At 71.4% G+C, this 25,637-nt stretch carries 22 protein-coding genes and 1 tRNA gene; 4 read left to right on the top strand and 19 right to left on the bottom strand.

Going from position 1 to position 25,637, the window contains the following annotated elements; genetic code table 11:
- Window positions 1–9 precede the first annotated feature (9 nt).
- Together ACFYWI_RS07340 and ACFYWI_RS07335 are read right to left on the bottom strand one after the other, a co-directional pair.
- Window positions 10–729, bottom strand: coding sequence for an RDD family protein (locus tag ACFYWI_RS07340; RefSeq protein ID WP_389226582.1), 720 nt, complete (start codon window positions 727–729; stop codon window positions 10–12).
- Between the two features lie 85 nt (window positions 730–814).
- Complete coding sequence (locus ACFYWI_RS07335) at window positions 815–2,332, bottom strand: RDD family protein (protein WP_389226579.1); 1,518 nt, start codon at window positions 2,330–2,332, stop codon at window positions 815–817.
- Window positions 2,333–2,562: 230 nt separating this feature from the next.
- Here ACFYWI_RS07335 and ACFYWI_RS07330 point away from each other — a divergent pair, with 230 nt between their 5' ends.
- A complete protein-coding gene (locus ACFYWI_RS07330) occupies window positions 2,563–3,009 on the top strand; it encodes an SsgA family sporulation/cell division regulator (protein WP_389226576.1) in 447 nt (148 codons plus the stop codon).
- 78 nt (window positions 3,010–3,087) lie between these two features.
- Here the strand turns inward: ACFYWI_RS07330 and ACFYWI_RS07325 are convergent, their stop codons facing one another.
- Window positions 3,088–4,455 (bottom strand): FAD-binding oxidoreductase, encoded by a 1,368-nt coding sequence (locus ACFYWI_RS07325; RefSeq protein ID WP_389226573.1) that lies wholly within the window; start codon window positions 4,453–4,455, stop codon window positions 3,088–3,090.
- 110 nt (window positions 4,456–4,565) lie between these two features.
- On the opposite strand from ACFYWI_RS07325, the gene ACFYWI_RS07320 reads away from it, so the two are divergent.
- Window positions 4,566–6,299: a tetratricopeptide repeat protein gene (locus ACFYWI_RS07320; protein WP_389226570.1), complete on the top strand. Its 1,734-nt coding sequence runs from the start codon at window positions 4,566–4,568 to the stop codon at window positions 6,297–6,299.
- A gap of 98 nt (window positions 6,300–6,397) precedes the next feature.
- Here ACFYWI_RS07320 and hppD read toward each other — a convergent pair whose 3' ends face one another.
- Window positions 6,398–7,537, bottom strand: a complete 1,140-nt coding sequence (gene hppD / locus ACFYWI_RS07315; protein ID WP_389227314.1) for a 4-hydroxyphenylpyruvate dioxygenase — start codon at window positions 7,535–7,537, stop codon at window positions 6,398–6,400.
- Between the two features lie 139 nt (window positions 7,538–7,676).
- Here hppD and ACFYWI_RS07310 point away from each other — a divergent pair, with 139 nt between their 5' ends.
- Complete coding sequence (locus ACFYWI_RS07310; RefSeq protein ID WP_389226567.1) at window positions 7,677–8,156, top strand: Lrp/AsnC family transcriptional regulator; 480 nt, start codon at window positions 7,677–7,679, stop codon at window positions 8,154–8,156.
- Between the two features lie 97 nt (window positions 8,157–8,253).
- Here the strand turns inward: ACFYWI_RS07310 and ACFYWI_RS07305 are convergent, their stop codons facing one another.
- The 6 genes from ACFYWI_RS07305 to ACFYWI_RS07280 form a co-directional block, all read right to left on the bottom strand.
- A complete protein-coding gene (locus ACFYWI_RS07305) occupies window positions 8,254–9,042 on the bottom strand; it encodes a S16 family serine protease (protein ID WP_389226564.1) in 789 nt (262 codons plus the stop codon).
- Window positions 9,043–9,278: 236 nt separating this feature from the next.
- Window positions 9,279–9,920 carry an IclR family transcriptional regulator gene (locus ACFYWI_RS07300; protein ID WP_389226561.1) on the bottom strand — a complete coding sequence of 214 codons (642 nt, stop codon included), beginning with the start codon at window positions 9,918–9,920 and terminating at the stop codon, window positions 9,279–9,281.
- A 400-nt stretch (window positions 9,921–10,320) separates the two neighbouring features.
- A complete protein-coding gene (locus tag ACFYWI_RS07295) occupies window positions 10,321–12,105 on the bottom strand; it encodes a DEAD/DEAH box helicase (protein ID WP_389226558.1) in 1,785 nt (594 codons plus the stop codon).
- Between the two features lie 141 nt (window positions 12,106–12,246).
- A complete protein-coding gene (locus ACFYWI_RS07290) occupies window positions 12,247–12,630 on the bottom strand; it encodes a type II toxin-antitoxin system death-on-curing family toxin (RefSeq protein WP_389226555.1) in 384 nt (127 codons plus the stop codon).
- Between the two features lie 5 nt (window positions 12,631–12,635).
- On the bottom strand, window positions 12,636–12,827 hold the full coding sequence (locus ACFYWI_RS07285) for a hypothetical protein (RefSeq protein WP_389226552.1): 192 nt from the start codon (window positions 12,825–12,827) through the stop codon (window positions 12,636–12,638).
- Between the two features lie 71 nt (window positions 12,828–12,898).
- A complete protein-coding gene (locus ACFYWI_RS07280; protein ID WP_389226549.1) occupies window positions 12,899–14,416 on the bottom strand; it encodes an MFS transporter in 1,518 nt (505 codons plus the stop codon).
- A 170-nt stretch (window positions 14,417–14,586) separates the two neighbouring features.
- Between ACFYWI_RS07280 and ACFYWI_RS07275 the strand changes: the two genes are divergently transcribed.
- A tRNA-Cys gene (locus ACFYWI_RS07275) sits at window positions 14,587–14,658 on the top strand.
- A 207-nt stretch (window positions 14,659–14,865) separates the two neighbouring features.
- Here the strand turns inward: ACFYWI_RS07275 and ACFYWI_RS07270 are convergent.
- From ACFYWI_RS07270 to ACFYWI_RS07230, 9 genes are all read right to left on the bottom strand, one after another.
- Window positions 14,866–17,181, bottom strand: coding sequence for a xanthine dehydrogenase family protein molybdopterin-binding subunit (locus ACFYWI_RS07270; RefSeq protein ID WP_389226546.1), 2,316 nt, complete (start codon window positions 17,179–17,181; stop codon window positions 14,866–14,868).
- A complete protein-coding gene (locus ACFYWI_RS07265) occupies window positions 17,178–18,449 on the bottom strand; it encodes a (2Fe-2S)-binding protein (RefSeq protein WP_389226543.1) in 1,272 nt (423 codons plus the stop codon). The genes ACFYWI_RS07270 and ACFYWI_RS07265 overlap by 4 nt, the downstream gene beginning before the upstream one ends.
- Window positions 18,446–19,342 carry an FAD binding domain-containing protein gene (locus tag ACFYWI_RS07260; protein WP_389226541.1) on the bottom strand — a complete coding sequence of 299 codons (897 nt, stop codon included), beginning with the start codon at window positions 19,340–19,342 and terminating at the stop codon, window positions 18,446–18,448. Before ACFYWI_RS07260 ends, ACFYWI_RS07265 begins: the two co-directional genes overlap by 4 nt.
- 285 nt (window positions 19,343–19,627) lie before the next feature.
- Window positions 19,628–21,247 (bottom strand): beta-N-acetylhexosaminidase, encoded by a 1,620-nt coding sequence (locus ACFYWI_RS07255; RefSeq protein ID WP_389226538.1) that lies wholly within the window; start codon window positions 21,245–21,247, stop codon window positions 19,628–19,630.
- Window positions 21,248–21,265: 18 nt separating this feature from the next.
- Window positions 21,266–22,117, bottom strand: a complete 852-nt coding sequence (locus tag ACFYWI_RS07250; RefSeq protein WP_389226535.1) for a carbohydrate ABC transporter permease — start codon at window positions 22,115–22,117, stop codon at window positions 21,266–21,268.
- Window positions 22,114–23,088, bottom strand: a complete 975-nt coding sequence (locus ACFYWI_RS07245; protein WP_389226532.1) for a carbohydrate ABC transporter permease — start codon at window positions 23,086–23,088, stop codon at window positions 22,114–22,116. The genes ACFYWI_RS07250 and ACFYWI_RS07245 overlap by 4 nt, the downstream gene beginning before the upstream one ends.
- Before the next feature lie 14 nt (window positions 23,089–23,102).
- The gene (locus tag ACFYWI_RS07240; RefSeq protein ID WP_389226529.1) at window positions 23,103–24,407 is read right to left on the bottom strand and encodes an extracellular solute-binding protein; all 1,305 of its coding nucleotides are present in this window, start codon (window positions 24,405–24,407) and stop codon (window positions 23,103–23,105) included.
- A gap of 223 nt (window positions 24,408–24,630) precedes the next feature.
- Window positions 24,631–24,912 (bottom strand): DUF3039 domain-containing protein, encoded by a 282-nt coding sequence (locus ACFYWI_RS07235; RefSeq protein WP_389226526.1) that lies wholly within the window; start codon window positions 24,910–24,912, stop codon window positions 24,631–24,633.
- Between the two features lie 65 nt (window positions 24,913–24,977).
- Entirely contained in the window at window positions 24,978–25,538 is a 561-nt protein-coding gene (locus ACFYWI_RS07230; protein ID WP_389226523.1) for a YqgE/AlgH family protein, read from the bottom strand.
- Window positions 25,539–25,637: the final 99 nt, after the last annotated feature.

Here is a 25,637-nt window from a genome sequence, read left to right as displayed (position 1 = left end):
GCCACCGCACTACCCGCCCGCGACCACCACCGTCTTGCCGGCCTTGTCGTGCAGCCCCTGTCTGTAGGGCCTGTCCGCGACGATCGTGATGATGATGACGAGCCACCAGACGCAGAAGCAGCAGATCAGGGCAGGCACCCAGAGCACGATCGCACGCATCAGCGCGGAGCTGGTGTCGGGCACCCGGCCGTCGTTGAGCATCGCCACGCGCAGCTTCATGATGCTCTTGCCGATCGTCTGACCGTTGCGTTTGGTCAGGAGCGTGTCATAGCCGACGTAGGCGACGAGGGACACCAGCGACCACAGCCACTGCCGGCCCGTGTTCACCTGGTCGGTGATCTCGTCCCAGCTGTCCCCGTTCGTCGCCATCTCCCAGCCGCCTGCCGCCCAGGAGATGAGGGCCAGGGGAATGGCCACGATCAGCACGTCGATGAACCGGGCGAGGAACCGCTTGCCGAAATCGGCGAGCGGCGGCATCCCCGCGAGCGGGTCCACGCCGCCGAAGGCACCACCGCCGAAGGCGTTCGGATCGTACGGCGGGGGCTGCCCGCCACCGTACGGGGAACCGGCGCCCTGCCCCGGGCCGTACGGAGAGCCGGGCGGCGGGCCCTGTCCCGGCTCGCCCGGGGCGCCTGCCCCGGGCCGCCCCGGCTCCTCGGGGGGCTGTGGCTTCTTCCGGAAGGGATCGTCCTCGGGAGGCTCGCCCGACGGCGGCTGGTGGTTGCTCATGGGGGCAGTGCACCCCGCCCCGAAGGGCCCCGCAACGGCTCGCGTGCGTTCGGGGGAACGCCCCCGGACTCCGTACGACCGCGGCTCAGGCGGTCACGAACGTATGCGCCACCTTGTCGTGCCAGCACTGCCGCCAGGGGCGGTCGAACAGACACCACAGGACGTTGACCACGCCGACGACGAGGAGGCCCAGCACGCTGTAGAGGAGCCAGCGGCGCAGCGCTGCCCCGAACGGCGGCGGTTCATGGGACTCGATGTCCAGCACGCTGAGACCGCACAGCTTCTTGCCCAGGGTGCGGCCCCACTTGGCGGTCGGGAGTGCCTCGTACAGCACGCCGAGGACCAGCAGCGCCCCGAGGACGATGCCGAGGTGGCCCGCGGTGGTCGCGTCGATCAGCCAGACGGTGACCGTCTCGCCGGACAGCTTCGCCGCCTCGATCTTGTCGTCGATATGGGCGCGGGCCTGGGCGACGACGGGTACGGCGACGGCGCCGACGAGCGCGCCGAGCACCAGGGTGTCGACCAGTCGGGCGGCGAAGCGCCTGCCGAGCGATGCGGGGCGGGCCGCCGCCTGGGCCTGGGCGGCCTGCAGGAAGGGGTCGTTGACCGGGGGCTTCCAGGGCACGACGGGCGGCTCGCCGCCGCCGGACGCGGGTGCGGGCTGGGCGGAGTGGTGAACCTGCTGCGCCCAGGAGGCCGCACCGCCGCCGGTGCCGCTGGTCATGGGTGCGCCGGTCTGCGCCGGGAACTGCTGCTCCGGGGTCTGCGGCTGGGGCTGCTGGGGCGCCGGGGCCGTGGGGCCGCCGGGGGTGAGCGGCCGGATCGTCATGGTGCCGTCGCCCTGTCCGGTCGGCGTCCCGGTGCCGGCGCCCGGGCGCTGAGCGCGGATGGTGACGGTGCCGTCGGTGGGAGGCTGGGCTCCGCGGCGGGAGGCCTCTTCGGCGGCGGGCGTGGCCGCGTCGGCCTGGCCGGTCCCGGCCGCGGCACCCGGGCGCATGGCGCGGATGGCGACCGTGCCGTCGGTGGGAGGCTCGCCGGTACCCGTCGGGCCCAGCGGGCGTACGCCGCCGGGGACTTCGCCGCGCGGAACACCGGAGGCGGCCGGGCTCACCGAGCGGACGCCGGGCAGGGCGCCGCCGGTCGGGTCGGCGGGACGGCGAGGATCGGGCGCCTCAGCGGCCTGACCCTGCTGCGCGGGCAGCCGCGGGTCCTGCCCCGCGCCGCTGCCGCCGCCCCATGAGACCCGGTGGTCGCGGTCGCCGCCGAAGCCCGCCTGACGCGAGGCGTCGGCGTGCCAGGCGCTGGCCGGCTCGGGGCGCGTCGGCTGCTCGGAAGGGGTGGCCGTGGAACGCGAGGACTCCTCGACCGGATCCTCGTCGAGGAAGACCGGGCCGGTCTCCTCGAGGGGGGACGGACCGGGGGCTCCCGGTGCCGAGGTGCCGGGTGCTGTGGGCATGGCTTCACCCGAGGACGGCGCGGGCCTGCTCGTACCAGGCACCCAGGCAGCGCCGTTCCAGTACCGGACATATCCAGGAATGGATGGGTCCGGGTAGTAGCCGGGTGTGGGGCTGCCGTCGCCGGTTGCCGGGGTTGGGGCGCTCATCACCGTGGTCCCGTATCTCTTCGAGCCTCAATGCAGGGTCCACATCTATCAGACCGCCGCATGCCGCCGGGCCGGTCCCGCCGGAACGACCACTTTCCGGTTACGACCTGATCACAGAAAGTTGTTCCCGGAAGTCGCGTCACAGTGAGGAGGGAACCCGCTCTCCGTCGGTGATGGCCCGCTCATCGGGTCGTGTCACAGCAGTGCGGAGCGGAAAGGGAGAGCAGTCCATGCACACCGTGGTGGAACGCGAACTGGAGCTGGATCTGGTGCTGTCGCCCGAGCGCAGCATCGCTGTCCCGGCCCGGCTGATCTACCGCACGGCCGACCCTTACGCCGTGCACATCACCTTTCACATCGACTCCGAGCACCCCGTGGTATGGAGCTTCGCCCGCGAGCTGCTGGTCGAGGGGGTGTTCCGGCCGTCCGGTCACGGTGACGTGCGGATCCGGCCGACAAAGACCGACGGGCGCTGCGTCATCCTGATGACACTGAGTTCACCCGACGGGGAGGCGCTGCTCGAGGCGCCGTCCGCCCTGGTGTCCGCCTGGCTGGAGCGGACGCTGCGGGTGGTTCCTCCGGGCACCGAGCCCCAGCGGCTCGGCATCGACAGCGGCCTCGCCGAACTGCTCGCGCCCACGGTGACCGAGGACCGTTCGCAGGACGGTGACGGCTGAGACGGGGCCGTGGGACTCGAGGGGCTCAAGGAACTCGGCGGACCCGAGGGATTCGGCGGACCCGACGGACCCGACGGCTCAGAAGAGTTTGCCCGGGTTGAGGATGCCGAGCGGGTCGAAGGTCTGCTTGATGCCGCGCTGCAGCTCCAGTCCCACCGGGCCCAGCTCGCGCGCCAGCCACTCCTTCTTCAGTACGCCGACGCCGTGCTCGCCGGTGATGGTGCCGCCCAGTTCGAGGCCGAGCGCCATGATCTCGTCGAAGGACTCGCGGGCGCGCCGGGACTCGTCGGGGTCGGTGTGGTCGAAGCAGACGACGGGGTGGGTGTTCCCGTCGCCCGCATGGGCGCAGACGCCGATCGTGAGGCCGTACTTGTCCGCGATCGCGGCGGTGCCGTCGAGCATCGCGCCGAGCTTCGAGCGCGGTACGCAGACGTCGTCGATCATCGTGGCCGATTTGACGGTCTCGAGTGCGGTGAGGGACAAGCGCCGCGCATGAAGCAGCAGTTCGGACTCCGCAACGGTGTCCGCGGGGACGACCTCGCTCGCGCCGGCCGCCCGGCACAGCGCGCCGACAGCGGCCAGGTCGGCTGCGGGGTCGGGGGTGTCGAAGGCGGCGAGGAGGAGTGCTTCGGTGGTCTCGGGGAGGCCCATGGCAGCCAGCTTGTTGACGGCACGGACGGTCGTGCGGTCCATGAGCTCGAGGAGCGAGGGGGTGTGCCCCCGTTCCATGATCGCGCAGACGGCGTCGCAGGCGGCTGCCGCGGTGGGGAACTCGGCGGCCAGCACCAGCTGTGCCGGCGGCTGCGGCCGCAGCGCCAGAACCGCTTCGACAACGACGCCGAGGCTGCCTTCGGACCCGACGAACAGCCGGGTCAGGTCGTAGCCCGCGACGCCCTTGGCGGTGCGCCGGCCGGTGTTCAGCAGGCGCCCGTCGGCGAGGACGACCTTCAGGCCCAGGACGTACTCCGCCGTCACCCCGTACTTGACGCAGCACAGTCCGCCGGACGCGGTGCCGATGTTCCCGCCGATCGTGCAGGTCTCCCAGCTGGAGGGGTCCGGCGGGTAGTAGAGACCGTGTTCGCCCACGGCACGCGACAGCACCGCGTTGACGACACCGGGTTCGACGACAGCGATCCGGTCGACCGGGCTGATCTCCAGGATCCGGTCCATCTTGGTCAGCGACAGCACGATGCAGTCGTCGGAGGCGTTGGCCGCACCGGACAGCCCGGTGCGGGCGCCCTGCGGGACCACGGGCACGCGCAGCTCGGTCGCGGTGCGCATGACGTGCTGCACCTGTTCGACGGTGCGCGGCAGGACGACGACGGCGGGGGTGCCCGCGTCGCAGAAGCTCGCCATGTCGCGCCCGTACGAGGCGGTCACGTCCGGGTCGGTGATGAGGGCTTCGGCGGGGAGACCGGCACGCAGCCGTCGCAGGAGATCGTCCATGTTCCTCAGCGTGGCACCAGGGGGCCATCGGTGTGAACCGGTCCGTGTTCCGCTTCGCAGAGCCGAGTGTGTTCTTCGTATTGACTGGCCGCTGACGCACAGTGAGCGGCATGAACAGCCAAACCCTGAAGAAAGCCGCAATCAGCACACTGATCGGCGCGACTCTGGTCACCGGGGTGATCCTGATCGGCCCCGGGTGGGGGAACGACAGCGGTCCGGCTCCGGCGCCGGGTCCGGCGTCGCGGGCGATGGCGGCGGTGGGCGCGGGCGCGCCGGCCTCCCTGTCCGATCTCGCCGCCCTCATCGCGGATCGTGAGCGGTGGCTGCGCAAGAGCCCTCGCGACGACGAGTCATGGGCGGTGCTCGGGGCCGCCTATGCGGAGCGGGGCACGCGGCTCGCGGACTCGTCGTACTACCCGTCGGCGGAGCGTGCGCTGCAGCACTCGCTGGAGTTGCTCCCGGCCGCCGAGGGCAATGTGGATGCGTTGATCGGCCAAGCGGCGCTGGCCAACGCACGGCACGACTTCACGAAGGCGCGCGGCCTGGGAGAGAGAGCGGTCGAGCTGAAGCCGAATCTCTGGCGGGCGTATCCGGAGCTGATCGACGCCTACAACGGGCTCGGCGAGTACAAGGCCGCGATCAAGGCCATGGACAGGCTGCAGAAGCTGCGCAAGGACCCGGGGATGCAGGGGCTCGAAGCCCATGTCTACCGGGAACGCGGCTGGCGCGAGGACGCGGCTGCGGCGGCCCACGACGCAGCCGCGAGCGCCGAGTCCCCGGTGGAGAAGGCGGCCGCGCTGCACCTGCTGGGCGAGTTGGCCTGGGAGCAGGGCGAGCCGGCCGAGGCGGAGCGGCAATACACGGCGGCGCTGCGCGTGTCTGCCGAAAGCCATCGGTCCCTGGCGGGCCGGGCCCGGGCCCTTGCGGCGCAGGGGCGTACGGCCGAGGCGATGCGCGACTACCAGGCGGCGCTCGCCAAGGTGCCGCTGCCCGAACACATCCTGGAGCTGGGCGAGTTGTACGAGTCGCAGGGGCTCGACGGCGATGCCACGACGCAGTACGACCGTCTGCGCGAGCACGTGGCGGAGGCGGCCGCCCACGGGGTGGACAACGAGCTGGTCCTGGCGCGCTTCGAGGCGGACCACGGGGCTCCGGCAGCCGCGGTGCGCCGGCTGCAGGACGAGTGGCGGCGGGGGCACCGGAGCGCGGACGTGGCGGACGCGATGGGCTGGGCGCTGTACAAGGCGGGTCGGCCGAGCGACGCACTGCCGTTCGCCAGGCGGGCGACCCAACCGGAGCTGCACAGCGCGCTGTTCACATACCACAGAGGGCAGATCGAGCGGACGCTGCAGAATTACGGGGCTGCGCGACGGAACCTGGAGGAGGCGCTGCGGATCAACCCGCAGTTCTCACCGCTGTTCGCGCCGTTGGCCCAGGAGGCGTTGGCGGATGTGGGCCAGCCGCCCGCAGGCGGGCCGAGGGACATGACCGGCGAAGAGACGGGCGGGGGAACGGGCGAGGAGCGGGAGGAGACGGAGGAAGGGGCGAGGTCCGGGGCCGACACCGGGAGCCGGAGCGGGACCGAGTCACCGGAGACGGCGACGCCGTCTCCGGCTCCGCCGTCCACTGCGCCGACGCGGTCGGCCACGACCGAGCCGGAGGAGCGCGCGCGTGCCTCTGAGGAGCCGGCGGAGCCGTCCGCGTCGGGTGGGTCCACCCCGCGTACGGCGACGGCCGGAACCGCGGACCGGCCCCCCTCGGGGCAGCCCGCTCGCCTTGCCTCCCGACCCGCCGACGAACCCGCGTCCTGGACATCGCTCTCGGTGCCGTCCGGGGTCACGTAGCCGATCACGTGGTCCACACGGGGCCCTGGAGAGACGCGAGAACCGGACGGGCCCGGAATTCAGGCCCGTCCGGCACTTCGAGCACGAGGTGTCAGAGGTCAGAGGTTGCCGCGCTTGGCCTGCTCGCGCTCGATCGCCTCGAAGAGGGCCTTGAAGTTGCCCTTGCCGAAGCCCATCGAGCCGTGCCGCTCGATCATCTCGAAGAAGACGGTCGGACGGTCCTGGACCGGCTTGGTGAAGATCTGCAGCAGATAGCCGTCCTCGTCACGGTCGACCAGGATCTTCAGCTCGCGCAGCGTCTCGACCGGCACCCGGGTCTCGCCGGCCCACTCGCCGAGGGTGTCGTAGTACGAGTCGGGGGTGTCCAGGAACTGCACTCCCGCGGCACGCATGAAGCGCACGGTGGCGACGATGTCGTTCGTGGCGAGCGCGATGTGCTGCACACCGGCCCCGTTGTAGAACTCCAGGTACTCGTCGATCTGCGACTTCTTCTTCGCGATCGCCGGCTCATTGATCGGGAACTTCACCTTCAGCGTGCCGTCGGCGACGACCTTCGACATCAGGGCGGAGTACTCGGTGGCGATGTCGTCGCCCACGAACTCCTTCATGTTGGTGAAGCCCATGACCTTGTTGTAGAAGCCGACCCACTCGTTCATCCGGCCGAGCTCGACATTGCCCACACAGTGGTCGATGGCCTGGAAGGTGCGCTTGGCCGGCGGCTCGACGATCGGCTCGGCTGCGGCGAAGCCGGGCAGGTACGGGCCGTCGTAGCGGGACCGGTCGACGAGCGTGTGGCGGGTCCTGCCGTACGTGGCGATGGCGGCGAGGACGACGACCCCGTGGTCGTCCTTGATCTCGTACGGCTCGGTGATGCCGGTGGCGCCGTGCTCGGTGGCGTACTTGTAGGCCGCGTGGGCGTCCGGCACCTCGATGGCCAGGTCGACGACGCCGTCGCCGTGCTCGGCGACATGCTCTGCGAGGAAGCGGCCCCAGTCGGTCGTGGCCTTGATCACGGAGGTGAACACAAAGCGGGCCGCGCCGTTGGTGAGGACGTAACTCGCCGTCTCACGGCTGCCGTTCTCCGGCCCGGAGTAGGCGACCAGCTTCATGCCGAAGGCCGTGGAGTAGTAGTGCGCGGCCTGCTTGGCGTTGCCGACGGCGAAGACGACCGCGTCCATCCCCTTCACCGGGAAGGGGTCGGCCTCACGCGCGGTGGTCGGGTGCTGATCGGTGATCATCGAGTTATCTGCCATGGTGGCAGGCTCCACCCGATCCACAAGGTGCGCAATAGTTCGCCGTATCACTGGGCAACCTGTACACCCATGAAGCAGGATGACAGGGCTTTCTGTACATGATGACCATCAGGGAGAGACCGTCATGGCGATCGACCATCTGGACGGCCGGCTCATCGTGCTGCTGGCGCGCGAGCCACGCATAGGGGTGCTGGAGGCATCCCGGCGGCTCGGCGTGGCACGCGGGACGGTCCAGGCGCGGCTGGACCGCCTTCAGTCGAACGGCGTCATCCGCGGGTTCGGTCCCGACGTCGATCCGGCGGCGCTCGGGTATCCGGTCACCGCGTTCGCGACGCTGGAGATCAAGCAGGGGCAGGGCGCGGATGTACGGGCCCATCTGGCGACGGTGCCGGAAGTCCTGGAGCTGCACACCACCACCGGCCACGGCGACATGCTCTGCCGGCTGGTCGCCCGCTCCAACGCCGATCTCCAGCGGGTGATCGACCGGGTGGTCGGCTTCGAGGGGATCGTGCGGGCCTCCACGGCGATCGTCATGGAGAACCCGGTACCACTGCGGATCATCCCGCTGGTGGAGCAGGCGGCGGCACAGGACCGGGACGACTGACGCCTCGGGGCCGCGGCCGGAGCCGTCGTTCGGGCGACGGGCTCGCCCGAAGTCCGCGTCTCGGGGAGGCGGTCGTTCGGACGCCCGGGCTCGGGCGTCAGCAGCTCGGGACCTTGCCGCCGTTGTCCAGTGCGCGGAGCGAGTCGACCGCACCCTTGAGGGTGGTGACCGGGATCAGCCGCAGCCCGTCGGGCAGTTCGGCCTGGGCGTCGGAGCACTCGCCCTTGGGCACCAGGAAAACGCTCGCGCCGTCCCGCTTGGCCGCCTGAGTCTTCAGCGACACGCCACCGACCGCGCCGACCTCGCCATCGGCGCTGATGGTGCCCGTACCGGCGATGCTGCGACCGCCGGTGAGGTCTCCGCCCTCACCGTCGCCTTCCAGCTTGTCGATGATGCCGAGCGAGAACAGCAGCCCGGCGCTCGGGCCACCCACGTCGGCAAGGTGCAGGGTGACCTTCACCTTGGCCGGGTCCTCGCCGAGGTAGGAGAGAGCGGCGCGGGTCGCGACGTTCTGGGACTCCCGCATGTCCTTCACGTTGCGGCGCTCGATCTCCCTGTCGGACTCGCCGGCCGGATAGACGGCGTCGCGCGGCAGGATCGCCTGGTCCGTACGGAACCAGCCGTCGACCACCTCGTCGAGACCGACGTCGGCGGAGGGGCCGGTGGCCACGATCGTCGTCATCCGCAGCTCGCCCTCGGTGGTGCGGGTGGGCGCCCCGGAGATGGTGATGACCGGCCTGCCCTGGACCTCACCGAGCACGTTCGCGGTCATGCCGGGCTGGGCCACGACGTACGGCAGCGGCACGAACGCGGCGACGGCGACGAGCGCGACGACGGGCAGGGCGCAGACGGCGAGGGCGCGGGGGCGCGAGAGACGGGAGAGCACGGTGTCAATGTATCCGCCACGGCAGGCCGGCCGCCCGGCCCGGGAGGGTTCGGGGGCGGGCCCGGGGCGCCGGACGCGCCGGCCGCCGGGACCGAGGTACCGGCAGCAGGAGGGGTGGGCCGAGACACCCCCGTGCAGGGGCACCTCGGCGCCGTACGACCGCCGGTGCCGGACGGGCGGGAACGGGATAATGCCGGGCGGGCCGGTCGCCCACCCGCGTGCCCGTCCCGCCCCCGTCAGCGCAGTGCGTCCGCCACCTCGCGTGCGGCGTCGACGACCCGGGGGCCGACCCGTTCCGGGACGGCGTCCGCGAGCATCACGACGCCCACACTGCCCTCTATCCCGGTCACGCCGACCAGGGCCGCGGCCGCGCCGCTCGCGCCCGCCTCCAGTTCGCCGTGGGTGAGCGTGTACCCGGGCTCGGCGTGGTTGCCCTGCCGGGCCGCGAGGATGGCCTTGCCGGCCGCGCCGCGGTCCAACGAGTGCCGGAAGCCGGCCCGGTAGGCAACGTGGTAGTCCGTCCAGGTCGGTTCGACGACGGCGACCGCGAGAGCATCCGCCCCGTCGACCAGGGTGAGATGAGCCGTCGCCCCGATGTCCTCGGCGAGGGAGCGCAGCGCGGGCAGCGCGGCCTCCCGCACCAACGGGTGCACCTGCCGGCCCAGGCGCAGCACGCCGAGTCCGACCCTGGCGCGACCACCGAGGTCACGCCGGACGAGGGCATGCTGTTCGAGCGTGGCAAGCAGACGGTAGACGACGGTACGGTTGACCCCGAGTTTGTTGGACAACTCGGTGACGGTCAGCCCGTGGTCGGTATCGGCGAGCAGTTTGAGGACACGCAGTCCCCGGTCGAGCGTCTGAGAGGTTTCCGCGGTCACGACGCCCCCCTCCTTCGGAGTGAGTGACGGCGGTCCTTCGACGGGACGGCGACACCGAGTCCCATCGGCGACGCGCCCAGAGGCCGCCGGCAGGCCAAAGCACACCGACTGCGCTCCGCGGCGGCGCTGCCACGGGGCGTTTGCAATGCGGGGACAGTAGCGAGCGGCACCGCTCAGCGGAAGCCCTCGTCCAGAATCCGGTCGGTGAGGCCTCTCACCAGGTCCGGTCTCCCGGCGTGAGAGCCGACCGTGCCCAGCTCGACGCGCCGACTTTCCGCGCCCGACCCACCGCACCGGAACCGGCTCACCGGGCCCGAACCGGCTCACCGAACCGTCTCGCTCCCGCGGCCCTCTCCGACCCCGCGCACCCCGGCTCGCATCCCCACGGGCAGCGCGCGGCTCACCGCATCCGGGTGGCCCACTCCTGGACCTTCTTGATCCGCTCCCGGATCTGCCCGGCCGTCGCCTCCGCACTCGGAGGTCCGCCGCACACCCGCCGCAACTCGGTGTGGATCACGCCGTGCGGCTTGCCGCTCTGGTGCACATACGCGCCGACCATGGTGTTCAGCTGCTTGCGCAGTTCGAGGAGTTCCTTGTGGGAGACGACGGGCCGCCGCTCGGCGGGCAGCTCCAGCAGGTCCGCCTCGGCGTCGGGCTTCTTGCGGCTGTGCGCGATCTGCCGCGCCTGCCGCTTCTGCAGCAGCAGTTGCACCTGGTCGGGTTCGAGCAGTCCCGGGATGCCGAGGTAGTCCTGCTCCTCCTCGCTGCCCGGATGCGCCTGCATGCCGAACTCGGCGCCGTCGTACAGCACCCGGTCGAAGACCGCGTCGGACTCCAGTGCTTCGAAGGGGAGCGTGTCCTGCTCGCCGGTGTCCTCGTCCTGCTGCTTCTCGGCCTCCGCCATCTCCTTCTCGGACTCGGCGTAAGGGTCCTCGTCCCCGTCCTTCTTCGGCCGGTCGAGCACATGGTCGCGCTCGACCTCCATCTCGCTCGCGAAACCGAGGAGGTTGGGGATCGTCGGCAGGAACACGGACGCGGTCTCGCCGCGCCTGCGGGAACGCACGAAACGCCCCACGGCCTGTGCGAAGAACAGCGGCGTCGAGATGGTCGTCGCATACACGCCGACCGCGAGGCGTGGCACGTCGACGCCTTCGGACACCATGCGGACCGCGACCATCCAGCGGTCCTGGCTCTCGCTGAACTCCTCGATGCGCCGGGAAGCCGCCGCCTCGTCGGAGAGCACGAGCGTCGCCCGGGTGCCGGTGATCTCGCGGATCAGCTTGGCGTACGCGCGGGCCGAGTCCTGGTCGGACGCGATGACGAGCCCGCCTGCGTCCGGGATGCCCTTCCTGACCTCGGTCAGCCGCTGGTCGGCGGCACGCAGCACGTTCGGCATCCAGTCGCCGCGCGGGTCGAGCGCGGTCCGCCACGCCTGCGAGATCGCGTCCTTGGTCATGGGCTCGCCGAGACGGGCGGCGATCTCGTCACCGGCCTTCGTGCGCCAGCGCATGTTGCCGCTGTAGCTCAGGAAGATCACAGGCCGGACGACGCCGTCGCCGAGGGCGTTGCCGTAGCCGTACGTGTAGTCGGCGGCCGACCGCCGGATGCCGTCGTTGCCCTCTTCGTAGGTGACGAAGGGGATGGGGTTGGTGTCGGACCGGAAGGGCGTACCCGTCAGGGTGAGGCGGCGGGTCGCGGGCTCGAAGGCCTCGAGGCAGGCCTCGCCCCAGGACTTGGAGTCACCGGCGTGGTGGATCTCGTCGAGGATGACGAGCGTCTTGCGCTGCTCGCAGCGGTTGCGGTGCAGCATGGGCCGCACGCCGACACCGGCGTACGTCACCGCCACCCCGTCGTACTCCTTGCTCAGCGGTCCCGCGCTGTACTCCGGGTCCAGCTTGATGCCTATCCGCGCCGCCGCGGAGGCCCACTGCTTCTTCAGGTGCTCGGTGGGTGCGACGACCGTCACCTGCTGCACGACGTGGTGGTGCAGCAGCCAGGACGCGAGGGTGAGGGCGAAGGTGGTCTTTCCGGCGCCGGGCGTCGCGACGGCGAGGAAGTCGCGCGGCTGGTCCTGGAGGTATCTCTCCATGGCGCCCTGCTGCCAGGCGCGCAGCTTGCCGGCCGTACCCCAGGGGGCACGGCCGGGGAAGGCGGGTGAGAGGTGGTGGGAGGCGGTAGTAGTCACGGTCTCCGGTTCAGTGGCTCTCGGCGGGGCGACGGGCGGGCACAGGACGGGTCGTTACGTACGACAACCGGGCCACCCTACCGGTGGGCCGGCGCCCCTCCGGCCGACGCGACGACGTCACCCGGCAAGGTGCGACCCAGCTCACAACGCGCGCAGCCGCCCGGCGATCTCCGCCAGGTCGGCCGTGGACCCGGAGGCCACATCGATGACCAGGTCGTACGCCACGTCCTGATCGGCGTCGGCCAGATCCACGCCGTTGACGGCCAGAAAGGTTGCCGCGGCGAGCCAGGCCGTGCGCTTGTTGCCGTCCACCAGGGGGTGGTTGGTGGCGATGGCATGCAGGAGCGCGGCGGCCTGCTCGTACAGGTCCTGGTAGGCGGACACGCCGAACATCCGCGCCCGGGGCCGGTGGACGGCGGACTCCAGCAGCCCTGCCGCGCGCAGCTCGGGCGGGCGCCCGAAGCCGATGCCGGCGAGCTCTGTGACCTCGGCGACGGTGAGGTGCCTGCTGTTGCTGCCGCTCATGCCGGTCACTCCCCCAGCCGCCTCAGCAGCGACGCGTGCCGTAGGGCGAGTTGCGTCCCCTGATGCCGTACAAGGCTCTGCTCGGTACAGGCGTGCCGCCGGAGCGCATGGAGGGCGAGGTCCTCGACCGACCGGCCTTGAGCGTCGGCGAGAGCGGCCCACTCGTCGTCGGGAAGCGTGATGTTCAGCTCGGGCATGCGGAGAGCGTACGAGGCGCATGCCTCTGTGCCCTGTCCGGGCCTCTGGTCGCCAGGCCAGGGCCCGGCGTTCACCGAGCGGCGGAGCCGCTCGCCCGGGGGTCCCGCAGCCTGGTCCCCACCCACGCCCCCAGGAGTGCCACGCCCGCCATGGGCAGGAACACCGCCGCGAAGGCCACCGGGTGCGAACCGGACGCAGCCGCCACGCCGTGGGCCGTGCCCACCGCACCGCCGCCCAGCGCGGCGAACGCGGCACCGCCGGCCGCCAGCAGCAGGACGTTCGACAGTGCGTCCGAGATCTGCAGCGCCGCCGAGTTCGCGCCCGCCTCGTGCGGTGCCGACAGCTTGAACAGCAGCACGCTCGTCGACCCGAGCACCAGACCCATCCCGAAGCAGCCGAACCCCCAGGCGACGGCGACGATCCACACCGGGACCGCCTCGATCAGGACGCTCGGCGCGGTCGCGATCGCCGCCGCGATCAGGAGCATGCCGAGCACGACGAGCCGTTCACGGTACGGCTCGGTGCGCGGCCGGGACTGCACGTACGACCCGAGCGCCCAGGTCGCCCCGCCCACCGCCAGGGACAGACCGGCCATCGTCGGCGACAGCCCCCGCTGGGTGACAAGCATCAGCGGTACGAAGGATTCGGCCGCGATGAAGGAGCCTGCGGCCAGGCCCCGCAGCAGCACCACGGACGGCAGCCCGCGCGCGGCCCGGTAGGTGCCGCGCGGCAGCAGCCCGAGCGCGCACGGCACGAGCAGCGCCGCTCCCGCCAGCCCGGGGAGCGCCGAGAGGGGGCGCAGATCCTGTCCGGCGTACTGGAGCAGCCCGGCGCCCAGCGAGATGCCGAGGGCGAGCCGGATCCCTCTCCTGCCTTCGGCGGCAGGGCCCGCGCCGTCTTCGGAAGGGGGCACCGGGGCCATGGGGCCGGCGGGCCCGGCTGCGGTCCGCGCTATGGCGGGCAGGGCGAGCGCCAGAGGAGCGACGACGAGCGCGGGGATGCCGACGAATACCCAGCGCCAGCCGAGGTGTTCGGTGATCGTCCCCGAGGCCAGCGGTCCGACCACGGACGGGATCACCCAGCTCGCCGCGAACGCCGCCATGATCGCGGGCTGGAGCCGCTGCGGATAGGCGCGGCTGACGACGACGTACAACGCGACGATCACCAGACCGCCGCCGAGCCCTTGGACGGCGCGGCCGAGGACGAACACCCACATGGCACTCGCGGTCCCGGACATCAGCAGTCCGGCGGCGAACGCGCCGATCCCGCCTGCGACCGCGCCCAGCGGACCGCGCCGGTCGGACCACTGGCCCGCGACGACCATGCCGAAGAGGCTGGTGGTGAAGTAGGCGGAGAAGGCGAAGGCGTACAGGGCGATGCCGTGCAGCTCGCGCGCGGCGACCGGCATGGCGGTGCCGACGGCGGTGGCCTCGAAGGCGATCAGCAGGACGACGGAGACCATGCCGGTGGTGAGCGCGCGATGCTCCTTGCCGAGCACCCCGCCCTCGGCCTGCCCGTCGAGCAGGGGTGCGTGAGGGTCGGCTGGTGGCGGCGTGACCTCGGCGTCACGGGGTTCGAGGGCGGTCATGGCCACCAGAGTAAGGGGCATGGTTCGTCTTGGCCCCTGTCGTCGGACCCGACCCGACCGGTCCCTTGGTCGTAGGACCATGAACGCGATGTGGCAGTCGTGTTGCAGCCGCGCCGGGACGCTTGAGACAGGGCCCACGGCCCGCTTACGGTCGAGGAGTTGGAGCACATGACCGTGTGCCCGAGTGGTTCAGGGGCTCGCCTGCAAAGCGAGTTACGTGGGTTCGAATCCCGCCACGGTCTCCGGCAGCCGATGGCGCTGAGCTGCCCAGCACAAAGGGCGGTCCCGAGGGGGACCGCCCTTTGTGATCGTTCGTCCCGGTGCACATCCGTCAGATCTGTGCCGCGCGCGCAACCGGTCGCCGATGACCGGCGCGGCCTCGGGCCGGCCCTGCCGGTGCGCGCCCGGACCCGCCGGACCCGCTCGCAGTCCCGCAGCGTGTCACACGGCTACGAACGGGGAGCGGCCACCGCCGCCTGAGGCCTTATCGGGAGGCGGTTGACCGGGCGGCCCGTCGCCGCGCGGACCGCTGAGGCCACCGCCGCCGGGCTGGTGACCACCGGTACCGCGCTCGCCGCCTTCGCGCCGAAGGGGGCCACCACGTCGCGTTCCTCGATCAGCTTCACGATGCGGATGTCCGGGGCGTCCAAGGACGTCGGCAATGCGTAGCCCGTCAGGTCCGGGTGGCGGATCAGGCCGCGGGCCGTGCGGAGGTTCTCCGTGAGGGCTGCGCCGACTCCCTGGGTGATGCCCGCCTCGATGCGGGTGGCCAGTTGGGCCGGGTTGAGGACGCGGCCCACGTCCTGGGCCACCGCCATCTCCACCACACGGATCGAACCCAGTTCGATGTCGACGTCGACCACCGCGCGGATCGCGCAGAAGGCCAGGCCGACGAAGGCGTCGCCCTGGCCAGACTCGTCGAGGGGCTCGGTGGGGTGCGGGCGGCACTGGGCCGTGGCCCAGAGTTCCTTGCCGTCCATCGCTTCGGTGACCGTCGTGGACAGCACACCGTCGTACGACGTGATCTTGCCGTCGGTGATCTGGAGCAGTTCGGTGGACATGCCGAACTTGTGGGCCAGCGGCTGCAGCAGCTGGGTGCGGACCATCTTCGCGGCGCGTTCGACCGCACCGCCCGAGACCCAGGTGTGGCGGCCGTGGGCCGCCGGTCCGGCCGGGGGCTGGTCGGTGTCGATGGAGGCGACATGGACCTCGTCGATGCCGAGCGTCTCCTGGACGATCTGGCGGGCGAGGGTGGAGAAGCCCGAACCGGTCTCCACCGCGGCGCAGATGACGGTCGCCCTGCCGTCCTGGACCTTGACCGTTGCCGTGGAGACTTCGTCGGTGCCTTCTGCTCCCAGCATGTGGACCATGCCCAGGGCGTAGCCGACGCCGCGGCGCACCGCGCCCGGTTCACCGGCGCCCTCGGGGCCGCCGGGGAGGAGCCAGGCCGCTTCCGGGGTGTCCTTGGGCAGTTGGGGAAGGGGGAAGTCGCGGACGGCCTGGAGGAGTTCGGCGACCGGTGCGGGACAGGTGACCGTCTGGCCGGTGGGGAGGATGTCACCCGTGGCCAGCACATTGCGCAGGCGGATCTCGGTGGGGTCCACGCCCAGTTTCGAGGCCAGTTTGTCCATCTGTGCCTCGTAGGCCGCGCACACCTGCATCGCGCCCTCGCCGCGCACATGGCCGGACGGGGGGTTGTTGGTACGCACAGCCCAGCCCTCGATGAAGGCGTGCGGAACGACGTAGGGGCCGCAGGCGAAGGCGACCGCGGCGGCCAGGGACTCCGAGGAGGCGTCGCCGTAGGCGCCGGCGTCGAGCAGCAGCTGGGCCTCGACCTTGACCAGATGGCCCTCCGCGTCCGCGTGGTGGCGGTAGCGCAGCAGCGTCGGATGGCGGTGGGCGTGGCCGAGGAACGACTCCTCGCGGGTGGCGGTCAGCTTCACCGGGCAGCCCGTACGCAGCGCCAGCAGTCCGAGCGGGAGCTGGAAGCCGGGGTCCTCACGGTCGCCCGTGGCGCCCGGGACGCCGGTGACGACGACTTTGACCCGCTCAGGCTCCAGGCCGAAGCAGGCCGCCGCCAGATCGCGGTCGGTGTGCGGGTCGGTGGAGGCGCAGTACAGCTCGACACCGCCGTCGGGACGCGGCACGGCGAGGCCCGCCTCGGCGCCGATGGGGGCGGGGTCCTGGCGGCCGATGCGGTACAGGCCCTCGACGATCACCTCGCCGGTCGCGTCCACGTCGCCGTAACGCAGCGGGATGTGGCGGATGAGGTTGCCGTCCGGGTGCAGCGGTTCGGCGGCGAAGGCCTTCTCGGGGTCGGTGACCGGTTCGAGGACTTCGTACTCGACCGCGATCGCCGCCGCGGCGAGGCGGGCCGTGTCGGGGTGGTCGGCCGCGACCGCGGCGATCGCCTCGCCGTGGTGGCGGACGATCTCGGAGGCGAACACGGGCCGGTCGGCGATCCGCCTGCCGTAGGCGCCGTCCCCGGGGATGTCCTCGTGCGTGATCACCGCTCGTACACCCGGCATTTCACGTGCGGCCGAGGTGTCGATCGAGACGATGCGGGCGTGCGGGTGCGGTGATCGCAGCAGCGCCGCCCACAGCAGGCCCTCGGCCCACAGGTCGGAGGCGTACGGGAAGGTGCCCTCCGTCTTGGCGCGGGTGTCGGCCGGCGGGAGGGAGGCGCCGAGGCCGTGGGCGGGCGGTTCCGGCTGAGGGCCGTCGACGGCCGCGGGGGGCGCTGTGGTGGCTGCGTCGTTGCTCACGCCATGCCTCCGTCATGCGGGTGGAGCTGCACACTACCGGCGCCAGGGGGTGCCTGGTGCGGGATGCGGGCTTCCTCGGCCGGCGGCTCCACGGCTGCCGCGGCGCTCGCCGCGCGCTCGGCGACCACTTCGTTCACGGCGTCCAGGACGCCCCGGTAGCCGGAGCAGCGGCAGAGGTTGCCGCACAGGGCCTGGCGGGTCTCGAGCTCGGTGGGGGCGTGGTTGCCCTCGAGGAGGTCGTGGACGGTCATGGCCATACCGGGAATGCAGAAGCCGCACTGGACCGCGCCGCAGGCCGCCAGGGCCCGCTGGACGTCGGACGGTTCGCCGTCGGTGGCCAGGCCCTCGACCGTGCGCACCTCGGATCCGGCCGCGGTCGCCGCCGGGACCAGGCAGGAGGCGACGAGCCGGCCGTCGACCTGGACGTTGCACGCGCCGCACTCGCCCTGCGAGCAGCCGTCCTTGGCACCGGCGAGGCCGAGGCGCTCGCGCAGTACGTAGAGCAGGGACTCGCCGATCCAGGCGTCGGTGACGGGGCGGTCGGTGCCGTTGACCCGCAGGACGAACGAGGTGGACGGGTGCTCGTCGCTCCCCGTGGAGCTGGAAAGGGGCGCCCCGTCCGCGGCGTCGGCGTCGGCGTCGGCGTCAGGCGCTTCGGCGGCGGGGGGCGTTTCGACCGGCTCCCGCTCCGGCTGCGTCTGCGCTTGCGGCTGCTCCGGTTCGTGGGCCGCCGCGGCAGGGGCGGCCGGCTCCTGCTGTGCCCACGGTGCCGTCGCGCCGCCCGGCAGCGTCGACCATGTGGCCGGCGCTGCGCCGGGGAACGCCGCGGGCGCGGACGGGTTGTCCCACCGGGGCTCCTGCTCGGAGGCCGATGCCTCGGCGTCCACCACCGGGAACGACCACTGCCCGGTCACTTCAGAGGCCGCGGGCTCCGGGCCGGGCTCCTCGGGGAAGGTCCACTGGCCGGTCGCCTGAGGATCCCTCTCCTCCGCCGGTGCCGGATCCGGCCACGGCACGGCCCAGCTGCCCGTCGCGCCCTGGTCTCGCCCGACGGCCGGGGTCAGCGGAAGGATCATGGGCGGCACATAGCCGTGGCCGGGCGCCTCGAGCGGGGCGGCGTCGAGCCCCTCGGGCGGCAGCTGTACGAAGGCGGTCGATTCGCCGTCGTACTCGCCGCCCAGCGGCGTCGGCTGCCAGCCGCCCTGTTCGTAGCGGAAGTCCTCGGAGGAGCCCTCCGGGTGCTCCGGCATGTTGTCCTGGTTGCTCACGACAGCGCCCTCCCCAGTGCTCGTCGGGCCAGCGCGGCGACCGTGCGCCGCAGATGCAGTACGGCCGGCGACAGCACCTGCTGCTCCTCGCCCTGGGCGGCCGGCGGCGGGTCGGGGATGCAGGCCGCGGCGACGTACTCGCCGAACGCCGCCAGTGCCTCGCCCGCGAGCCCCCGCTCGCCGTCCCAGTCGATCAGCGAGGCGATCCAGCGCTCGGCCTCCAGCGGGCGCAGCGGCATCGGTGCGATGGCGCCCACGGCGCAGCGCACTCCGCGGCGCGCCGGGTCGAGCACGACGGCGACCGAGGCGGTGGCTCGGCCGGGGCCGGTGCGTCCGGTCGCCTTCACGAAGACCTGCGGGGCGTGCAGCAGGGGGACGCGTACGAAGCCGATGAGCTCGGCGGGACCGAGCATCTCCCGGCCGGCCAGCAGGTGGGAGACGGGAATCTCGCGGCGCGCGCCGTCGGGGCCCGCGATCACGAGGTCCGCCTCCAGGGCGGCCAGCACGGGCAGGGTGTCGCCGGTGGGTGCGGCGCTGACGATGTTGCCGCCGAGGGTGCCCGCGTTGCGGATCTGGGGCGGGCCCGCCGCGCGTGCGGACGCGGCCAGTGCGGGGATGAGGGCGGCGAAGTCGGGGCGGCCCATCCGGGCGTGGGTGAGGCCCGCGCCGAGCAGCGCGTGTCCGTCCTGGTAGCGCCAGCCGCGGATCTCGCTGATGCGGCCCAGGCCGACCAGACCGGCGGGACGCAGCTGGCCCTTGTTGACGGCGGACATGAGGTCGGTGCCGCCGGCGACGGGGACGGCGGCAGGCATGGCGGTGAGCGCCGCCACGGCCTCGTCGAGCGAGGCCGGCAGCGTCACCGACTGTGCCGACTGCGGTGCGTGCGTGGTCACCCAGCTGCCCCTTCCCGGTGTCCCGGCTGTCCCGCGTGTGTTGCCGTACCGTACGTGCTCACAGGGCGGACGTGGCAACTCTGGCACATCTTCCGAGCCGACCGGCGAGAGGGTCCGCGAAGGGCACATCCGCCCCGAACGTCCACTCTCGAGCCAATTGTCCGGTTTCAGGTTCCGTCACCACCACCGCCGGATTGCCACGCTTCGGCGACCCTTGTACGACTTTCTCCTCACGGTCCCACCGTCGCAAAGATCCGGGCGCGTCGCGGCCGGGTCGGGCCGGGCTCACACGTTCGGGGGCGGCCCCTCGATCGGGCGTCCGATCACTCCGGGTCGCCGCTGCCGGGGCAACGGGCCGCCGGGCGGCCGGTAGTCGACACCGAGAGCGTCAAGGCGGGCGTAGTGGACCGCCATGCGCCGCTCGAAGTCCGCGAAGTCGCGCTCGGCGGGGGCGGGCAGTGCGGACCAGGCGACCTCCGCGAAGGCCGCCAGACGCGGAAAGACCTGGTAGTCGACGCGGGAGGGGTCCTGCATCACCTCGGTCCAGACGTTGGCCTGCGTACCGAGCACATGCGCGGCGGCCTCGGGCGAAAGGGAGGGCGGTACGGGCTCGAAGCGGAACACGTCCTCCAGGGTGCGCACATGGCCGATGGGCATGGGCTCGTCGTCGCCGACGGCCTGGCGGTGGTCCAAGTACACGTGCTGCTCGGGGCACATGACGACGTCGTGGCCGGCGGCCGCGGCCGCGATGCCGCCACCGTAGCCGCGCCAGGAGGAGACCGCGGCGCCCGGGGCGAGGCCGCCCTGAAGGATTTCGTCCCAGCCGATGAGCCGGCGGCCGCGGTCGGTGAGCCAGCGGTCGAAGTGCCGGACGAACCACGACTGCAGCTCGTCCTCGTCGGCGAGACCGAGCTCCTTGATACGGGCCTGGGCGGCCGGTGACGCCTTCCACTGGTCCTTGGGGCACTCGTCACCGCCGATGTGCACGAAGGTGGACGGGAAGAGGTCGAGGACCTCCTCCAGCACTCCCTCGTAGAAGCGCAGGGTGTTGTCGGTGGGGGCGAGCACGTTCCTGCTGATGCCCCAGGTGTCCAGGACCGTCAGGGAGGTTGTGTCGATGACGTCGGTGTTGCCCAGTTCCGGATATGCGGCGATGGCCGCCTGCGAGTGGCCGGGGATGTCGATCTCGGGGACGACGGTGATATGCCGCTCGGCGGCGTATGCGACGATCTCGCGGATGTCGTCCTGGGTGTAGTAACCGCCGTGCGGCTTCTCGTCCCACAGCGGCGACGCCCGGTGCCCGTATTTGGTGCGGGCCCGCCAGGCGCCGACCTCGGTCAGCCTCGCGTGGCGCTCGATCTCGATGCGCCAGCCCTGGTCGTCGGTGAGGTGGAGGTGGAGGACGTTGAGCTTGTGGGCGGCGAGCAGGTCGAGGTAGCGCAGGACGCCGTCCTTGGGCATGAAGTGCCGTGCCACGTCGAGCATCAGACCCCGCCAGGGGAAGCGGGGTTCGTCCTCGACCACGACCGCGGGGAGATCCCACTCCAGGCCGGGTGTGAGGGGTGCTTTGCGGTACGCCGCCGGTCCCAGCAGTTGACGCAGGGTCTGCGCACCCCAGAACACCCCGGCGGCGCTGCCGCCCTCGAGGCGGATCGCGTACCCGTCGCCCACGAGCCGGTAGCCCTCGTCGGCCAGTTGGGGATCGATGCTCAGAACGATGCGGTTGTCGGAGCAGTCACCGGGTGCCAGAGGCAGTCCGGTGGCTGCTCCGACGGTTGACCGCAGCCACCGCGCGGTGCCCTCCGTGCCGGGCTGCGCCTCGATCAGCGTCTCCTGGTCGAGGACGTAGCAGCCGGGGGGCGGCATCCATGCGGCACGGCGGGGCGCGGGGATCAGGTCTTCCATGCCATCAACCTTTCAGCGTCAGTCCTTCACCGCTCCGCCGAGCCCGGAGACCAGGCGTCGCTGTACGAGTACGAAGAAGACGAGCACCGGCACGGTCATCGCGGTGGAGGCCGCCATGATCCCGCCCCAGTCGTTCTCGTCGGGCTTGAAGAAGACCAGGAGTGCCATCGGCAGCGTGGACTGCGAGGTGTCGCTGATGATGAAGGACTTGGCGAACAGGAAGTCGTTCCAGGCGGAGATGAACGAGAACACGCTGGTGGCGACCAGGCCGGGGAAGACCAGCGGGAACAGAATCTGCCACAGGAAGCGGGCGCGGCTCGCGCCGTCGAGACAGGCCGCCTCCTCCAGCGCCTCGGGCACCGCCTTGACGAAGCCGCGCAGCATCCAGATCGCGAACGGCAGGGAAAAGGCGATGTGCGGAAGGATCAGCGCGCCGAGGGTGTTGAGCTGTCCGAAGTCCCGCATCAGGAAGAACAGCGGAATGGTCAGCGCCTCGACCGGCACCATCTGCGCGACCAGGAACATGATCAGCAGGGTGGTGCGGAACCGGAAGCGGAACCGGGTCACCGCCGTCGCCGCCAGAAAGGCGATCAGCGCGGACGCCAGGACCACGCTGCCGGCCACCACCAGGCTGTTGACGAAATAGCGGCCGAATTCCTGCTGTTCGAAGACGCGCCGGAAGGAGTCCAGCGACGGGGAAAGCGTCCACGGGCGGGGATCGGCCGACTGGATCTCACCCGCCGGTTTGAAGGCGGAGAGGACCATCCAGTACAGCGGGAACGCCACGAGGAGCGCGATGACGAGCGCCGATGCCTCGGCGGCCAGGCGCCAGGGACGCCGGATGCGTGCGGCACCCGAACCGAGGCTCATATCTCTTCTCCCTGGCGTCGCAGCAGCCGCAGATACACGAGGGTGACCGCCAGCAGGATCAGCAGCATGACCACACCGATCGCCGAACCCAGGCTGTACTGGGACGACGCGAAGGCCTTTTGATAGGCGTACACGTTGAGCACCAGATTCTGTCCGGCGATGCCTCCGCCGTTCGTCATCACATAGATCTGGGTGAAGACCTTGAAGTCCCAGATGATCGACTGAATGGTGACGACCACCAGAATGGGACGGAGCATCGGGGCCATGACGCAGCGCCAGATGCGCCAGTTCGACGCACCGTCCAGGGCCGCCGCCTCCAGCACCTCGCCGGGTATCGCCCTGATGCCGGCGTACACGGTCACCATCACAAAGGGGAACGAGCACCAGACGACTTCGAACAGGACGAGCGCGAAGGCGCTGTGGCGCCCGTAGGTCCACGAGAAGTCGCCGAGTCCCAGCACCCGGTTGGCCGGGCCGAAGTCCGGGTCGAAGAGGAAGACCCAGACGGTGGAACCGGTGACGGCCGGGGTCGCCCAGGCACCCAGCCCTGCCAGCATCAGGGCGAGCCGCGGCACGGCCCGCACCCGCGTGAGCAGTACGGCCAGCGCGCAGCCGACCGCGAGGGTGGCGACGACGCAGGCCCCCGCGAAGAGCACGGTCGCGAGCAGCACCTGCCGGAACTGGCTGTCGGAGAAAAGGGTGCGGTAGTTGCCAAGGCCCTGGAAGGTGATGGGTTCGCCTCCGCTGACCTGGGCCTGGGTGTATTCGAGGAAGGAGATCAGGCCGAGCTGGTAGATCGGGTAGACGAGCAGCCCGGCGAGCACCACCAGCGCGGGTGCCAGGTAGAGCCACGGCGTCCAGGAGCTGTCGCGGCGGCGGGTCGTCACCGGCGGCCGTGGAGTCTTTCGTGGCGGCCGGGCGGCCCCGGCGGGGACCGCGGCCTGCCCGGCGGCCGTCGCGTGGTGCGTCATCGCGCTCGGCCCGCTCAGCCCGCGTCCGCGAACGCGGCGTCCATCTTCTTCGCGGCGTCGGCCGAAGCCGTGGCCACGTCCTTCTTGCCGCTGACGACCTCCTGGAACATGGTCGGCAGGACCAGCGAGGCGTCGATCTGCCCCCAGGCCGGGGAGGCCGGAACGAACTTGGCGCCCGCACCCAGCGTCTCGATGAAGGGCTCGACGAACGGCTCCTTCTTCGCCGCCTCGGCACGTACATCGGTGTACGTCGGCAGGAAGCCCATCGCGTCGAACAGCTCGGCCTGGGTCTCCTTGCCCGCGAACCGCTTCATCAGGTCGACGGCCCGCGTCCGGTGCGAACTGCTCTTGAGCACGCCGATGTTGTTGCCGCCCGCGAACGCCGGGGCGATCTCGCCCGCCTTCAGGCCCGGCAGCGGTACGACCGCGTACTTGCCCTTGACCGAGCCGGCCTCGATCGCCTGGTGGCTGAAGTCGCCGCCGATCGCCATGGCGGCCTTGCCCGACGCGAAGGCGGTGACGGTGGCGTTGCCGCCCATGGAGGCGCACTTGGCGGCAGGGCAGTTGTCGTCGCCGAAGAGGGACGTGTAGGAGGTGATGCCCTTCCGCGCGGCCGGCCTGTCGATCGCGGACCTGTAGGTGCCGTCGCTCGCCTCGGCCAGTTCGCCGCCATTGGCCCAGATGAAGGGCATGGCACCGTAGGTGTACGCGCCGCCCACCGCGAGCCCGTAGAGATCGGGCTTCTTCTTGTGGATCTTCTTTGCGGTGGCGATCAGTTCGTCCTGGGTCCTGGGGGGCTCGATCCCCAGATCCTCGAAGACGTCGGTGCGGTAGTACAGCGCACGCGCGCCGACGAACAGCGGTGCGCCGTAGATCTTTCCGTCGACGGTGACCGACTGCCTGGCGGTCGGGTCGGTGTCCTTGGCCTCGTCCCAGGCGTCGAACTCCGCGCTGATGTCCGCGAGTCCGCCGTCCTTGACGTAGCCGGCGGTGTCGGTGTTGCCGTACTCGATCAGATCCGGGGCACTCGCGGGGTCGTTGAAGGCGGCCTTGATCTTCTGGGCGCGGGTCTCGACCGGTATGTACTCGATCTCGACCTCGGCGTCCTTGTGCTCCTTGCGGAAGGCGGCGACGGCCTCGTCGACGACCTGTTCCTTGGGCTTGTTGTTGACCTCCTGGAAGAGCCAGACCCGCAGTGTGCCGCTCTTCTCGTCGTTCTTGGCGCTGTTGTCGGAGGTCTGGGGAGCACAGGCGGCGGCGGTGAGGCCCGCCAGCGCAAGTGCCGCGGCCGGGGCGACGATTCGGGCGATGAGCTTCATGCGAGGTCCCCTGTGAATCGGCGTTGCAATATATGCAACGAGCGTTTCGCACTGCACAACACGCAGGAGGCTAGAGGGTGCGCAATCCACCGGACAAGAGGTCTCGACCACTTGGTGACCGACAGCCGCACTCCACGCAACGCACAACGGCCCCCGGGGCGCGCAGTGCGCGCCCCGGGGGCCGTGAGCCGGCGAGCTCTCGGGGTTACCCCTCGATCACCGCCTACTTCTTGTCCTTGTCGCCCTTGTCGCCACCGGAGCCCATGGACTCGTAGATCTCCTTGCACATCGGGCAGACCGGGTACTTCTTCGGGTCACGCCCGGGCACCCAGACCTTTCCGCACAGCGCCACCACGGGAGTGCCGTCGAGGGCACTCGCCATGATCTTGTCCTTCTGGACGTAATGGGCGAAGCGCTCATGGTCGCCGTCGCCGTGCGACACCTGTGGCGTCGGTTCTACCAGGGTCCCGGTGCCTGTCCCGCGCTCGGGCTCAAGAGTGCTCATGAGCTCCAAGGGTACCCACGCGCGGGCCCGTACGGGAGCGAGACCCCACGGGGCGGACGGACCTGTCAATTCAGGGTCGGGTCGTCCGGATAGGTCGCGAACATGGCCAGTTCGCTGCGCTGGCGCCGCAGCACCGCGCGCCACAGGCTCTCCGGGCGCGGCGACGAGACATCACCGGGCTCCGACTCGACGACGTACCAGGCGCCTTCGGTCAGCTCGTCCTCCAGCTGGCCCGGGCCCCAGCCCGCGTACCCGGCGAAGATCCGCAGGGAGCCGAGGGCCGCTCCGAGCAGCTCCGGCGGCGCCTCCAGGTCCACCAGACCGATCGCGCCGTACACCCGCCGCCAGCCGAGCGGCCCCTCGTCACCGGGGATCACCGCGACGCCGAGCGCCGAGTCGAGGGAGACCGGGCCGCCCTGGAAGACGACCCCGGGATCACCCGCGAGGGCCGCCCATGGCTCCAGGACGTCCCCCACGCCCACCGGGGTCGGCCTGTTGAGAACCACACCGAGGGAGCCCTCGTCGTCGTGATCGAGCAGCAGCACCACCGCGCGGTCGAAGTTCGGGTCCGTGAGGGCGGGTGCGGCGACGAGCAGCCGTCCTGTGAGCGAGGACACCTCGGTCATGCGAGACATGATCCCGCATCTTCGCCCTCCGCGGGGGTCGAGCGGCAGAGTGTGAGTGAGCGCAGCTCAGAGCGCGCGGTGCGCACATGCGTCCGAAGG

It is taken from the genome of Streptomyces sp. NPDC002889 (genome assembly GCF_042888425.1).
Taxonomy (GTDB): Bacteria; Actinomycetota; Actinomycetes; order Streptomycetales; family Streptomycetaceae; genus Streptomyces.
Note: the sequence above shows the minus strand (reverse complement) of the source record. Positions and strands in the feature narration are given on the sequence as shown.